A 13,200-nucleotide genomic window follows, 5' to 3' on the forward strand; every position below is an offset into this window, starting at 1 on the left:
CGTATTCGCACCACCATCTCCACGGTGAATGCCGCTTGTATTCTTCGGAGTTGCCGCAGGCCCCGGACCTCGAGCAGACGGTGTTCCTCAACGAGCGGGCACTGTTCTGGACTCGGCACGTCGATTCCGGGCACAGCGAACCGGACCTCGAGGCCCTGTTCGAACGGTACCGTCCCACGCTCGTAGCACCTGCCCACGGCAGCGTCATCGACCGTCTCGACGAGATGGTGGAACTGCTGAAGGCCGGAATGGCCGAGAGCCGCAAGCAGAACCGGCTCGTCGCGGCACGGTGGGCACCGACCGACGGCACCCGATAGCAGTTCGCTGGACCAGAGCATCTCCCTGCAACAACACGAAACGAGAAGGCTGCTGCGCACTCCGCACATACGCTGCGGAACACGGCGCGAACCCTCCACCCGTGATCCCGACGGTCGGTCGTTGTTCCCGAACTTTCGATCACCGGACCGAGTCGCCGAGCAGGCGGCATCACCTGACCGGACTCCCGCCGGCGATGCAGACATCAGGAAGCGTCGCCGACCGGAGTCCGTCCGTCAGTACGGCCGATTACCAACGATTGTGACCCGCTCCATGATACGGGTGCCCTCCCCTATGTCATTGCAGGCATAGTGCTGAGTGGATCGGTTGTCCCAGAAGGCGACCGTGCCGGGTCGCCAGCTGAGGCGGCATTGGTATTCGGGCTTGCTCGCCTGGCGATACAGCAGGTTGAGGAGGGCGTCGCTCTCGCAGATGTCCATGCCCACGATGCGCGAGGTGAAGGGCTCGTTTACGTAGAGGATCGGGGCGCCGGTGTCTGGATGTGTACGCACCACCGGGTGCTCCACGGGTGGATATTTCTGCGCCATCGCCGCTTTCCGATCTGCGGTCACGCCTGCGCCGAATGCCTTGTCGAAGTCATGGATCGCTCGCAGCGGTCTCACCGCATTCTGCAGCTCCGGGCTGAGACCATGAAACGCTGCCTCCATGTCTGCCCATAGCGTGTCGCCGCCGACCGGTGGGAGTTGCTTTGCGCGCAGGATGGATCCAAATGACGGCTCGGCACGCCAGCTCACATCAGAGTGCCAGAAATCCTCGCCGTACGGACTCAGTGACCGCGCGGATTCGGTGCCGGGAGATCGATTGAGAACTATCAATTCGGGGTGGTCCCGGTTCGCTCCGATGAAGGGATGGATTTCGAGCTCGCCGAAGAGTCTGCCGAACGCGACGTGCTCGGCGGCCGTGAGCTGGTGCTGGTCCCGAAAGAACAGCACCTTGTGTTCGACCAGTGCCTTACGGATCTCAGCAACCGTGTCGGTCGGCACCGAGCCGGACAGTTCGATACCGCGCACCTCGCAACCGATACGAGATGTGAGTGGATGAAAATCGATCATTTGCTTTCCTCCGTCGGAGTTGGTCTGTGAGATCCAGTTCACCGGCCGGCCTTCGCAGAGTCCAAAGAATTCTGTCGATGCGATGTATAGCGGACGTCAATGCCCGGTGAATTCCGCCAGCGTGAGCCGCAGAAAAGCGACCGGGGCCGGATCGAGTTTTCCATGCTGGTAGACCAGGCCTATCTTGGTCGTATGGGTTGGGGAGATGGCCTTGACGCGCGTTCCCGCTGGTATTCTCTCCGCAGAGAGCGTCGTCAGGCAGGCTCCTACACCGCACCTCACCAGCTCGAGGGTTGACTCGTAGTCATCGTTCTCAACGGTCGCGGACAGGTGCGCGCCGTGCGTAGTGAAGAACCGATCGAGCGCGATGCGGGTCGGGTTCCCCGCGCTCGGCAAGATGAGCGGAAGTTCGCAGACCTGTTCAGGCGTCAGATGAGCCTGATTCGGACGGGGCTCTGTTCCGGGTGGCAGTAGTACCGCCAGCGGTTCGGCCCCGAGCTCGACGGTGTGGACATCGGATGGTGCTCGATTGATCCGGGCGAACGCCAGTTCACATCCGCCGCCGGCGACGAGCGTGTAGACAGCTGCGTTCGAGCGAGGGTGAAGCACTGTCATCTTCACGTCGGGATAGCGCCGCCTGAAGGCCGCCATGACGTGCCCGATAGGGCTCGTGAACGAGTGGGAACTGACGATACGGAGGTGACCGGCCGTGATCCCGTGCAGCGCGGCAACCGTTGTGCTCAGATCGTCCAGCTCGGCGACCACGCGACGGGCGTGATCTACCACGACATCACCTGCCGGCGTCGGTGTTACGCCGCGTGCCGACCGGTGGAACAGCTTGAGCCCGAGTTCCGACTCGAGCTTCGCGACGGCATGGGAGAGCGTTGGCTGCGTGGCGTGCACCGCGGTCGCGGCGTGGGTGAATGAGCGGTGCTCAGCCACCGCGAGCACATACCGCAACTGTTGGATCTCCATCACGCCACCTGAATGATTGTCTTGCCCGCAGCGCGCCGATGCGCAACCGTCGCGAGCCTTTCACCGGTCTGCTCGAGTGAGAACAGGGAGTCGACCATGGACCGGATGAAGCGTCCGGCCCACCGAAACTCTCGACGAGCCGGCTCGTCAAGTGATCTGTCAAGATGGTCGATGTCGACGCCCAGTTGGTCCGCTCGAACTCGGGCGCAGAGACGATCGGGTGCATACTTCACGGTGCGGGCGGCGTCTTTGGTCCGCTTCATCGGGGCGTCGCGCTCGTTCGGGCGGTCATACCTGCTCCTTTGTCGGGTCCGACACCGGTCTCCTACCAGCTGATCTGCAAGATGACCGAGCCACGAGCAGAACTGAGTAGTGCGGCTCGCTCGACACCGAATGATATGCACTCCACAGCAGTTCAATCAGACAAGGCGCAGTGCTGCGTGCAGCACTGCACGTTCCTCCTCGAGTTCCCGGCGCGATACCGCTGCATCCACCAGCACCGCCGAACAATGGAACGTGCCGGGAAACAGATGGGTCTCCACCGGAATTCCGGCCTCCGAGAGTGCACGCGAGTAGTTCAATGCCTCGTCCCGCATCGGATCGAACTCCATCGCCGCGATATAGGCCGGAGGAAGGCCCGACAGGTCCGTTGCACGCGCCGGAGCCGCATAGGCGGGTACATGGACCGTCCCGGGCACCCCGGCGCCAAGGTAGTACGCCCAACTCGTTTCTGCCGCTCGGCGTGACCACATCGGGGTGTCGACGAACCGACGCATGCTGGGCGTGGAGATCCGGTCATCGAGTTGAGGTGCGGCGAGGTACTGGAAGCACGGTTCGGGGAGCCTCGGCCCCTGTGCATTGTCTCCCCGCCGCATGTCGCGAAGTTTCAACGCGAGTGCTGCAGCCAGCCCCCCACCCGCGCTGCGCCCGTGCAGCGCAATCCGGCTCGGGTCGACGCGTAAAGACTCCGATTCCGCCACCAGCCACGTGAACGCCGCGACCGCGTCGTCGAGTGCAGCCGGGTACGGATGCTCAGGGGCGAGCCGGTAGTCGACTGCGACCACTACGGCCCCGACCTCGCGCGAAAGTTGCTGATTGCGTGCGTGCGCGGCGTCGATCGACCCCATGACGTAGCCGCCGGAATGCAGGTGCAGCACCACCGGCAACAGTTCATCGGTGTCACGCGGCCGGTAGACGCGCACGCGCAGAACCGGGTATCCCGTGCCGTGGTCGATCCCGAACTCCTCGTCGCATACAGACGGGTGCGACGCAACGGGCTCTGCGCGTTGCGCACCGGAAGACCTGGCCGACGCGAGGTCGGTCAGATCCGGGGCCCGAATCCGTCCGGCCGCGTCGACGAGTTCGGGATCGAATCGATAGCCCGTCATACGGTGCGGTCGAGGACGTACTCGGACGGGTCCGGCCCCCGGGTGCGCTGCCAGAACTCGAGGGTGCTCAGCGGCCAGTTCTGCGATACCCGACCGGACGAGCTCTTGTACCAACTGTGCACACCCTCCACACCGAATGCCATTGCCGCACTCGCCGCGTCGACTCTCTCGTAGAAGCGCTCGAGCGCTTCGGGCCGACAGTCGATCGTACGTGCGTCGGCATCGAACAGCGTTCGCAGGCACGCCATCACATAGTCGACCTCAGCCTCGGAGAACAGCACGATGCTGCCGTTGACCACCAGATTCGTGTTGGGACCGTACAGCAGGAAGAAATTCGGGAATCCGGGAACTGTGACACCGACGTTCGCCCGAGCTTCGCCGCCCCAGACGTCGTGCAGGTTCGCCCCGCCGCGGCCGACCACGTCCATGGGCACGAGGAACTCGGACGCGCGGAATCCTGTTCCGTAGATGATCACGTCGACCTCGTGGTGGCTTCCGTTCGCGGTAACCAAACCCTGCGGAGTGATCGCGGTGATCGATTCCGTCACCAGCTCGACGTCGTCGCGTTTGAGGGTGGACGCCCACCGGCCGTCGTCACGGAGCATCCGTTTCGCATACGGCGGGTAGTCGGGGACGACGTGCGCGAGGAGGTCGGGGCGGTCGGCGAACTCACGCTCGAGGTACTCCTCGAGCGCACAACGCAGGGCATGGTTGTCCTCGGACACCGATCCGGGCTTGTCCCACGCCGGGTCGACGAGGGCATATCGGCGACGGCCTTCGACGCCGACCCAGAACTGCAGGAATCTGAACCACCGGTGATAGCCGGGGATTTCCCGGAGCAGCCATCGCAGGCCCGGTGCAAGCTCGGCGTGATAGTTCGGGGTGGGCATGATCCACGGCGGAGTTCGCTGGAAGAGCACAACTGCCTCTGCTGCTTCGGCGATTTCGGGGACGACCTGGAAGGAGCTGGCGCCGGTACCGACGACGGCGACCCGTTTTCCGTTCAGGTCGACATCGTGGTTCCAGCGGGCGGTATGCCAGGCGTCGCCGGTGAACGATTCGAGTCCGGGCGTAGCGGGGAAAGCAGGGCGGTTCAACTGGCCGACCGCACTGATCACGGCGTGCGCCTCGATCGTGCTCACGCTCCCGTCGGCGGTATCGCGAACGGTGAGCCGCCAGATCCTGGCGTCTTCGTCGAACCTCGCAGCAGAGACCTCGGATCCGAATCGGATGTGGTGCCGAAGCGATTGTGCCTCAGCGAAGTCTCGGAAGTATTCGAGGATGGAATCACGCCGCGAGTACTGGTATCGCCACCCTGCGTGCTGCGCGAATGAATAGCTGTAGCAGAAATTGCTGGTATCGAGTTGGCAACCTGGATAGTCATTTTCGAGCCAGACACCGCCGACGTCGGCGTTTCGTTCGAGGACCGTGAACGGGACCCCTGCTTCGTCGAGCCGGTGCGCCGCGGCCAGTCCCGACATGCCGGCTCCGATCACGACGACACGGAATTCCCGATCGGGGCGCACATCCTCGAGCGTCCAATCCGGGCCGTTCACATCGACGCCGAGCTGTCCCAGAAACAACGACAGGTAGTCGGTGTCGACGGGTCCGGTAACGAACTCCATCAGAACGCGTAAGTCTTCCGGACGATAGTCGGGCGCTGCAGGACGACCGGCCCGATGCCAGTCACGCAAAGCTCGCATCGCAAGAGTACGTCCCAATTCCTGCTGTTCGCTCGAGAGGCCCCCCTGCGGTTCGAGCCCGAGCGGTGTCGGGTGCACACCCGGCCGTAGATCCTCTCGGAGGAGCGTGTGGTCTCCGGTCAGGTATGCGACCGCGGGCAGCAGAGAGGGCAGCTCCGCAACGTGCACCGCGCTGCGGAGCTGTTCGTCGAAGTTCGGGTCATCGTGGGACATGAATTCACCGTCGGCCATCCCGATCACCTACCCACGCGCAAATCTGCAGCACGCGGACCGAACATGTCGATACCGATCACCGCATCAGATTTTCTGGAGTCTCCTCGAGCGACTCGCCCCATCAAGTTCTCCTCTACGCCTGTGAGTCGAATCCGTAGCTGGTTACACGTCATTCGGGGCAACCATGAACTCGACGGGAAGCAGATCGTTCTTGCGTTACGCGCGAAGAACAGCATCGCCTGATTCTGACAACAACGTCACTTGAATTCAACCACTGAGGAGTCGCCTGCTTCACACACTGCAGTCCTCGCCGTTCAGACGGGCGTCGATATGACGCGCAAGTTGTTCGCCTGCGCGTTGCACGTGTTCGAGCGTCGCAGCCCTGACGCCTTGGGCATCTCGCCCCCCGATCTTTGCGAGGATCTCGGTGTGGTCGTTCACTGTGGTCACAGGCCAGTCCGCGGAGCATGTACAACCCTTGGTCGTATAGAACCGCCGCGGCGTGTAGCGAGAGAGGATCTGGATCACCCAACCCAGTTTGGGCGCTCCCGCAGCAAGATTGATTTCTCGATGGAACCGATGGTTCGCCTCCTCCACAGCGTCGAGATCGTGCCGCTCCGAAGCGGCCACGAGCGATGCGTGTATCTCTTCGAGACGGGCGCACTGTGCTGCGGTCATTCGTGCAGTAGCCCTCGCCGCGAGCTCTCCGGCCACAGCGGATTGAACCAGGAAGATATCCCGGATATCGTCTCCGGTCACCGTGGCGACTGTAAAACCGCGGCGGGGTTCGAGATTGAGGAAGCCCTCCACCTCCAGCGCCTTGAGCGCCTCACGCGCCGGAGTAGGCGAGATTCCGAGTTCACTGGCGACCGCCTCGGGACGCACCCGTGTACCGGGGGCAAAGGCACCTGAAATGATCTTGTCCCGCACGTACACAACGGCTTCCTCGCCGAGCGGCCGGCGGGTACGGGGGGTTTCGATAGTCATGTGGTGCGCACTCCTTGGTCATCCCTGTCCGCCGCCGCCGGTGGTGCCGGATACGGAGATACAGCATCGAGCGACCCGAATCGCCTAGGCGATCGACCGCTGTAACCGGTCACGGTCACGAAGTGAGGAGCTGTATCAGTGCACCCAGCGTGATGCGCCGGCTCTCCGTCTCATCGGTTCCGGACGCTGCCCGGAGTGATCGAAACCACCCGGTCAGGCGTCCACGACCCGGTCGCTTTCGCCGCGCCCTCTCATCCACTGCGGTCAGCCCGACCTGACATCGCGAGCACCCTCGTGCACTGCCGTGCCGTCACCGACGCTTCCAGCCCCGGGGTCGCCGAGCAGCTCCAGCAAGGACTCGACCGTCGAGTTCAAGTCCGCAATCGAGCTGACCGCGGCGACGTATCTATCCGGCCGGACGATGTAGACCTCCGATTCCGGATGCTCGAGGTAGAGATCCCGCAGACCACCTTCGAGGTCGTAAACGTCCACAACAGGAATCTCGGCAGCCGTGTCCCGGGTCGAAGGGTCGAACTGCCCGTTCCGGCGGTATGCCGAAGGAACGTGCGACTGCACGACGGAACCGTTGTGAGCGGCAAGGAGAGCCGCTGTCCGGGGAGACAGTGCCTCTGCAACACCTTCGACAACTCCCACCAGCGTGATCCGGGTACCGAGCACGTCGTCCAGGCGCAGCCTCGTGCCGTCGAGCTTCTCCACCATGGGCTGAGGGAACGCTCGGCCGACCAGAGAGGACCGGCCGGCCCCGTCGCGCAGTACGAAGCCGTCCTCGTAACGCGGCACCGGTTTGTACTTCATCTGGAGGATGTAGTCGCGCCCGCCGGGAACCCGCTGAACACCCCGGAAGAACAGATTGCGGAACCATTCCGTTCCTCGATTGGCGGGGTGGTAGAGACGCCCCACGCCGGTGGCGAACTGCACCATTTCGCGTGCAGCCTCCCGTCGTTCCGAATCGTATGTTTCGAGCAACCTCGGAGACGCGGATCCGGACAGGACCATTCCGAGCTTCCACGCGAGGTTCGTAACATCCCGCATACCGGAGTTCATACCTTGTCCGAAGAACGGGGGCTGGAGGTGCGCGGCATCGCCGACCAGGAACACGCGGCCCTTCTGGAATCTGGCCGCGGTGCGCGAATGGTGCCAGTAGATCCTGCGACGGACCGGTTCCGGTACTTCTCCGTCCGGATAGAACTGCTTCATCAACTCGGCGACCGTCTCGGGTTCGGCCATCTGATCCGGGTCCTCACCGTCGAGCACCTTGAACTCGAAACGCCGGTATCCGAACGGGAGAGGAATGGTCATCGACGGCCGCCGTGGCGACGTGTACACCGCCGAGTAGGGCGCGTCCCACGTGTCGTCCTTCACGTCGACGACGAGCCACTTCATGGGCGCAGTGTCGCCCTCGAGTTCGATATTCATGGCGTCCCGAACGAAGCTGCGGCCGCCGTCCGCGCCGATCACGTAGCGGGCGCGGATGGTGACAGTTTCACCGTCCTGCCGGGCCGTGACGGTCACTCCGTCTGCATCCTGCACCAGGCCGACAGCCTCGCACGCGGTGCGTAGTTCTACAGTGCCGAAGCGCCCCAGGCTCTTCCGCAGTACCGCTTCGAGGTTCGGCTGGAAGAACAGGTTTCGGCGTGGCCAGCCGTAGGGCCGGCCGCTCGGAGCCACGTGAGCGAGAACGCGCTTGCGCGAGTCGTAGTAGCGGATCGGCGCGTTACGCACTGCGTTCCCCAGTACCTCCTCCGCCATACCGAAACCCTGCAAGGTGCGCAGGGCCTCGTCGTCGATTCCGACCGCGCGGGGCTCCTCGAGAATCTCCGCTTCGCGATCTATCAGCGTCGTCGATACTCCGTACTGCGCCAGCAGATTTGCCAGCGTCACGCCTGCGGGCCCGGCACCGATGATCGCTACGTCGCGGTCGAGGGCTTCCATTTTTCGTCTCCTGGTTCGTGTGAAAACTCCGGGCGGTCAGCTACGCGACAGCAGCAACCCGCTCGTCGGGACGCTCGTTCCAGCGGTGACAAGCATGTGATCGACCCCGTCGATGGGGTTGCAGGATTGATCCCGTAGCTGCCTGACGGCTTCGAGAATGCCGTTCATGCCGTGGATATAGGCCTCACCCAGCTGGCCACCGTGTGTGTTGAGCGGCAGCCTGCCATCGAGCTCCAGATTTCCGTCCCGGATAAAATCCTTGGCTTCGCCCACCGGGCAGAATCCGAAAGCCTCGAGCTGTGGCAACACCAGGGGTGTGAAGTGGTCGTAGATGATCGCACCACCGATGTCGTCCGGTGTCAGGCCACTTGTTTTGTACAGTTGCCGAGCGACGAGAGACATCTCGGGAAGACCCACGAAGTCGCTGTCGGGTCGGTAGTAACTCGTCATCGAATGCTGGTCGTCGGCGATGCCCTGTGCGGCGGCGGCAATCGACACCGGGCGCTGAGCAAGATCCGCAGCGCGCTCACTGCTCGTCACGACCAGCGCGACACCGCCGTCACTTTCCTGGCAGCAGTCGAGCAGGTGCAGCGGTTCGACGATCCACGGCGACTGCTGATGTTGTTCGAGGGTGATCGGCTGCTCGTAGAACCACGCATTGGGATTCGTGGCAGCATGTTTGCGGTCCACCACACTGATGCGGCCGAAATCCTCACTGGTCGCACCGAAGGTGTGCATGTAGCGCTGGGCGAACATCGCGACCTTGCTCGCAGGTGTCAACAAGCCGAAGGGATTCGTCCAGCCTGCAGAGACCTGCTCGGAGCCGGCGCCTACAGGCTGGCCCCGATTGGCCGTGCCGAATCGCTTGCCCGACCGCTCGTTGAACGCCCGGTAGACGACGACGTTGCGGGCGGCGCCGGTCGCGACCGCCAGCACGGCCTGCAGTACGACACCGCAGGCGGCGCCGCCACCGAAGTGCACGCGGGAGAAGTACGTCACGTCACCCATGCCGAGGGCCCGGGCGATATCGGTTTCTGCGCTGGTGTCCATCGAGATGGTCGCCAGGCCGTCGATGTCTTCAGGGCGGAGTCCGGCATCGTCGATCGCGGATTTGACCGCTTCCACAGCCAGTTTCAGCTCGCTGCGACCGGATTTCTTGGAGAATTCGGTCTGCCCGATGCCGACGATCGCGGTCTTGTTGCTCCACTGGCTATCCATGGGAAACGTCCTTTCCGCCGGTCTCGGCAACCGGGTGGAACAGGGGCAGTACGAGGCCGGGTTCGACCTCGGTGAACTCGACTTCGACCGGCATTCCGATCGAGACGTCGCTCGGTTGCACTCCGACGACCTGCGACACGAGGCGCACCCCTTCGACCAGTTCGATCACCGACACGTTGTAGGGCTCGTCGAATCCCGGTGACAGTGGCTTGTGGAACGTGACATGTGAATAGACCGTGCCCGCTCCCGAGGCGACGAGGTGTCCGAGTTCGAACGACCCGCACACCGAGCAGATCGGCTTGGGAGGATGACTCAGCGCGGAGCAATCCGAACATTGCTGGACACGTAGTTCGCCGTCGCGTACACCGTTCCAGAAGTCTTCGGTGTCTTCGCTGATCGCCGGCCACGAGCGCTTCCGCTGCGATACCGGTGTCGCGTCCTGCTTTTCCGCTTGCGTACTCATACCAGCTCCACCTTCACGGAACTGACGACGGCGTCGGCGCGACGACCGTTGTCGATGGTCAGATCGAGGGCGACGAGCAGTCGGTCCTCGACTTGTTCGCGACCGACGACCGTGGCACCCACCGTGAGGGTGTCGCCGGGACAGCCATGCGAGTTGATCTTGATGCTCATCTTTCGCAGGAACGACTCGTACCCACCCCATTCGGTGACGATCCTGCCGATCAACCCCTGGTACCACATGGTGTTCAGGAAGATGTTCGGTGCGCCGTTCTCCTGTGCGAACGGCGGATCATGGTGGATCCGATACAGATCCCGTGTCCCGACGACGTCCTTCGCGAGTGTCGAGTAGGTGACATCAAAGGTGAAGGGCTCGAGCTTGTTCCCCACGACGACCTCGTCCCAGGGAATGCGCGGTCGGGCTGTCATGGCTTCGCTCCCGTTCCGTCGTACAGCAGCGTGACGTTCCGCGCGATCGCGACAAGACGCTCGTTGTGCTGCGTGTGGTATTCGATTTCGTAGGTCATGAATACACCGGGTCCGACCTTCGTCTGCTTGACTGGGCTGACCGCCGTCACACGGCGATCCCTGCCAATGTGTCCGTCCTCTGGTCCGAACGGCTCGAGGTACTCCTCCTCACGTCCCACCACTGTCACCGTGGTGAACCCGTAACTCGCAAGGATCTCGCGGATCTTTCCTTCGGGCGTCGACGTTCTAGCTTGCTCCACTTGGCCGCGAAGATACTCCGGCAGCCACCACGCATCGATATTGAACGCCATCAGACCCTGCGGCGGCGCAATGACGCGACCGAAGCGGGACGTCTTCGCCACCTCGGGCTGCCAGTAGACGGGATTGGCATCCTCCACCATCCCGCAGAACTGCTGGATCGCGGTTGTCTCGAGCGGATACGCCGACCACACGCGGGGGGCGTACTCACCGATGTACGGAGCCAGCTGGTCTGCCAGCCCTGCGTATTTCTCTTTCAGTTCCACAACATCCTCCTTGTGGCCGGTCGGCACAGCGCTGCACGCAACGATCAACCACATTCCGGTTGGGATGACTCGTTATTCGTTCGAGCACAACTCGTTCAGGTAGTTCCCCAGCGTGCGAGCACGTCATCGAGCTCACCTGGTTCTCGGTCCGCGATCGCACCGGGAGTGCGCGACAGCCTCGGGGCGACGCCCGGTACGCGACCGCCCGCGAACTCCTGGATGAGCTCTCGTTGACGGTTGTGTTCGTGCCCGGCAACTTCGTCCAGCGACAACACCGGCGTGACGCACGCGTCGACACCGTCGAACGCTGCGCACCAGTGCTCCCGAGTCCGGGTCCGGAAGAGCGCCGCGATGTCCTTCTTGCGCTGGGGCCACGACTCGACGTCCGCCTGAGCGTTGTCCCATTCCGGACCGTCAAGCCCTAGCACCTCCCGGAATGCCCGGTAGAACTGCGGCTCGATACATCCAACCGCCATGAAACCGCCATCGGCCGTTTCGTAGACGTCGTAGAAGAAGGCGCCCGAGTCCAGCCGGTTCGTGCCTCGGCGATCGGAGTGCTGCCCGACCGAACGGTTCCAGTGGAAGGTCGTCATCAGATTGGCTGCGCCGTCGACCATCGCGGCGTCGACAACCTGGCCCTTGCCCGAGTGGGAACGCTCGAACACGGCACACATGATGCCGTACAGCAGATACATCGATCCCCCGCCGTAGTCGCCCACCAGGTTCAGCGGCACCGTCGGGGGTTCATCGCTCCGACCGATCGCACCGAGCGCGCCGGCGATCGAGATGTAGTTGATGTCGTGCCCGGCCGACTGCGCGAGGGGCCCCGACTGGCCCCATCCGGTCATTCGCGCGTAGATCAGCTTCTCGTTGCGACGCAGGCATTCGTCCGGTCCCAGGCCGAGTCGTTCCATCGTGCCCGGCCTGTACCCCTCGATCAGCACGTCGGCGCCCGTCACCAGCTGCAGGACCCGTTCCACCCCCGACGGCTGTTTCAGGTCGACAGCGATTCGGCTACGTCCCCGGCCGGTGGGCCCGACCCGCGCTTGGCGGTCCGCGCGGTCGATACGGACGACGTCGGCACCCATATCGGCCAGAAGCATCGCAGCGAAGGGGCCCGGGCCCATCCCTGCCATTTCGAGGACACGCAGCCCTGCGAGTGGTCCCGTCATGTTCGCGTCTCCTGTTCTTCGATTTCGTGGTTCCCATCGGCGATGGGGCGTGCGCGGGTCACAGAACGAGTGCGGGATCGGCCCCGAATGCTCCGCGTGTTGCGAGATCCCGAATGGCATCGTCCGACAGGTTCAGATGCGATCGGAGCACCGATACGGTGTCCTCACCCAGGCGAGGCACACGACGGCTTTCACCGGTTGCCGACTCCGGATCCAAAGGCCCTCGGACCAAAGGTATCTCGGTTCCGTCCGTGCGTGTCGCGACACCCATGAACGGTGCGGACAACTCGTTGTCGGCGATGAACTCGGGGATCCGGTTGACGAGGGCATACGGGATCCGGACCTCGTGCAGAATCTTCACCCACTCGGCGCTGTCCCGTTCGGCGAAGACCCGCTCCATGACTTCCTGCTCGTCGTAACGATTTTCCCCTCGAAGCAGGTGTGTCGCGAAGCGGGGGTCTTCGAGGATCTCGGGACGGCCCGCGGCCTGGCACAACCTCTCGAACATCCGATCGTTTCCGATCGCCACCTGAATCCACCGATGGTCGGCCGTCCGGTAGGCCCCGTGCGAGGCGCCGGCGCCGCCGGCACGCGGCTGCGAGGGGGCACTGTCCTCCCCGGTCGCCAGGAAGCGCAGGACGTCCGCGCCCATGAGATGAACTGCAGACGACAGCAGCGACACCGAGAAGTGGCCGCCCTCGCCCGTGCGGTCGACCTCGAGGACAGCCGCTAGAACCTCGATCGTCCCCCAC

Annotated in this window: 13 protein-coding genes; 1 reads left to right on the forward strand and 12 read right to left on the reverse strand. The window is 63.6% G+C overall.

All coding sequences use genetic code 11. The features are described 5' to 3' along the window. Nucleotides 1–317: hypothetical protein (locus tag Q8814_RS19380; RefSeq protein WP_330153623.1), on the forward strand; the 317-nt coding region annotated here is incomplete at its 5' end. 234 nt (nucleotides 318–551) lie between these two features. On the opposite strand, the gene Q8814_RS19385 is transcribed toward Q8814_RS19380, so the two are convergent. The 12 genes from Q8814_RS19385 to Q8814_RS19440 form a co-directional block, all read right to left on the reverse strand. Continuing rightward, on the reverse strand, nucleotides 552–1,388 hold the full coding sequence (locus tag Q8814_RS19385; protein ID WP_330153624.1) for a TauD/TfdA dioxygenase family protein: 837 nt from the start codon (nucleotides 1,386–1,388) through the stop codon (nucleotides 552–554). Between the two features lie 96 nt (nucleotides 1,389–1,484). Then, nucleotides 1,485–2,363 carry a LysR family transcriptional regulator gene (locus Q8814_RS19390; RefSeq protein WP_330153625.1) on the reverse strand — a complete coding sequence of 293 codons (879 nt, stop codon included), beginning with the start codon at nucleotides 2,361–2,363 and terminating at the stop codon, nucleotides 1,485–1,487. A 419-nt stretch (nucleotides 2,364–2,782) separates the two neighbouring features. Continuing rightward, the gene (locus Q8814_RS19395) at nucleotides 2,783–3,751 is read right to left on the reverse strand and encodes an alpha/beta hydrolase (protein ID WP_330153626.1); all 969 of its coding nucleotides are present in this window, start codon (nucleotides 3,749–3,751) and stop codon (nucleotides 2,783–2,785) included. Further along, a complete protein-coding gene (locus tag Q8814_RS19400) occupies nucleotides 3,748–5,667 on the reverse strand; it encodes a flavin-containing monooxygenase (RefSeq protein ID WP_330153627.1) in 1,920 nt (639 codons plus the stop codon). The genes Q8814_RS19395 and Q8814_RS19400 overlap by 4 nt, the downstream gene beginning before the upstream one ends. 291 nt (nucleotides 5,668–5,958) lie before the next feature. After that, entirely contained in the window at nucleotides 5,959–6,603 is a 645-nt protein-coding gene (locus tag Q8814_RS19405; RefSeq protein WP_330153628.1) for a GntR family transcriptional regulator, read from the reverse strand. A gap of 315 nt (nucleotides 6,604–6,918) precedes the next feature. Then, nucleotides 6,919–8,607, reverse strand: a complete 1,689-nt coding sequence (locus Q8814_RS19410; RefSeq protein ID WP_330153629.1) for a bifunctional 3-(3-hydroxy-phenyl)propionate/3-hydroxycinnamic acid hydroxylase — start codon at nucleotides 8,605–8,607, stop codon at nucleotides 6,919–6,921. Between the two features lie 36 nt (nucleotides 8,608–8,643). Continuing rightward, a complete protein-coding gene (locus Q8814_RS19415; protein ID WP_330153630.1) occupies nucleotides 8,644–9,825 on the reverse strand; it encodes a lipid-transfer protein in 1,182 nt (393 codons plus the stop codon). Beyond that, nucleotides 9,818–10,288, reverse strand: a complete 471-nt coding sequence (locus tag Q8814_RS19420) for a Zn-ribbon domain-containing OB-fold protein (RefSeq protein WP_330153631.1) — start codon at nucleotides 10,286–10,288, stop codon at nucleotides 9,818–9,820. The genes Q8814_RS19415 and Q8814_RS19420 overlap by 8 nt, the downstream gene beginning before the upstream one ends. Then, nucleotides 10,285–10,713, reverse strand: a complete 429-nt coding sequence (locus Q8814_RS19425) for a hotdog family protein (protein WP_330153632.1) — start codon at nucleotides 10,711–10,713, stop codon at nucleotides 10,285–10,287. Before Q8814_RS19425 ends, Q8814_RS19420 begins: the two co-directional genes overlap by 4 nt. Then, a complete protein-coding gene (locus Q8814_RS19430; protein WP_330153633.1) occupies nucleotides 10,710–11,303 on the reverse strand; it encodes an FAS1-like dehydratase domain-containing protein in 594 nt (197 codons plus the stop codon). The genes Q8814_RS19425 and Q8814_RS19430 overlap by 4 nt, the downstream gene beginning before the upstream one ends. A 68-nt stretch (nucleotides 11,304–11,371) precedes the next feature. Further along, on the reverse strand, nucleotides 11,372–12,448 hold the full coding sequence (locus Q8814_RS19435) for a CaiB/BaiF CoA transferase family protein (protein WP_330153634.1): 1,077 nt from the start codon (nucleotides 12,446–12,448) through the stop codon (nucleotides 11,372–11,374). Nucleotides 12,449–12,506: 58 nt separating this feature from the next. Next, nucleotides 12,507–13,200, reverse strand: a 694-nt coding sequence (locus Q8814_RS19440; RefSeq protein ID WP_330153635.1) for a CoA transferase, incomplete at its 5' end; no start/stop codon positions are given.

The sequence above is a fragment of the Rhodococcus chondri genome (assembly GCF_036327435.1).
In the GTDB taxonomy this organism is placed as follows: domain Bacteria; phylum Actinomycetota; class Actinomycetes; order Mycobacteriales; family Mycobacteriaceae; genus Rhodococcus; species Rhodococcus chondri.

Bases quoted from the DNA above. Each gene is read 5' to 3' on its own strand.
- Q8814_RS19385 (WP_330153624.1), bottom strand. From the start codon at position 1,388: ATGATCGATTTTCATCCACTCACATCTCGTATCGGTTGCGAGGTGCGC.
- Q8814_RS19390 (WP_330153625.1), bottom strand. From the start codon at position 2,363: ATGGAGATCCAACAGTTGCGGTATGTGCTCGCGGTGGCTGAGCACCGC.
- Q8814_RS19395 (WP_330153626.1), bottom strand. From the start codon at position 3,751: ATGACGGGCTATCGATTCGATCCCGAACTCGTCGACGCGGCCGGACGG.
- Q8814_RS19400 (WP_330153627.1), bottom strand. From the start codon at position 5,667: ATGTCCCACGATGACCCGAACTTCGACGAACAGCTCCGCAGCGCGGTG.
- Q8814_RS19410 (WP_330153629.1), bottom strand. From the start codon at position 8,607: ATGGAAGCCCTCGACCGCGACGTAGCGATCATCGGTGCCGGGCCCGCA.
- Q8814_RS19415 (WP_330153630.1), bottom strand. From the start codon at position 9,825: ATGGATAGCCAGTGGAGCAACAAGACCGCGATCGTCGGCATCGGGCAG.
- Q8814_RS19420 (WP_330153631.1), bottom strand. From the start codon at position 10,288: ATGAGTACGCAAGCGGAAAAGCAGGACGCGACACCGGTATCGCAGCGG.
- Q8814_RS19425 (WP_330153632.1), bottom strand. From the start codon at position 10,713: ATGACAGCCCGACCGCGCATTCCCTGGGACGAGGTCGTCGTGGGGAAC.
- Q8814_RS19435 (WP_330153634.1), bottom strand. From the start codon at position 12,448: ATGACGGGACCACTCGCAGGGCTGCGTGTCCTCGAAATGGCAGGGATG.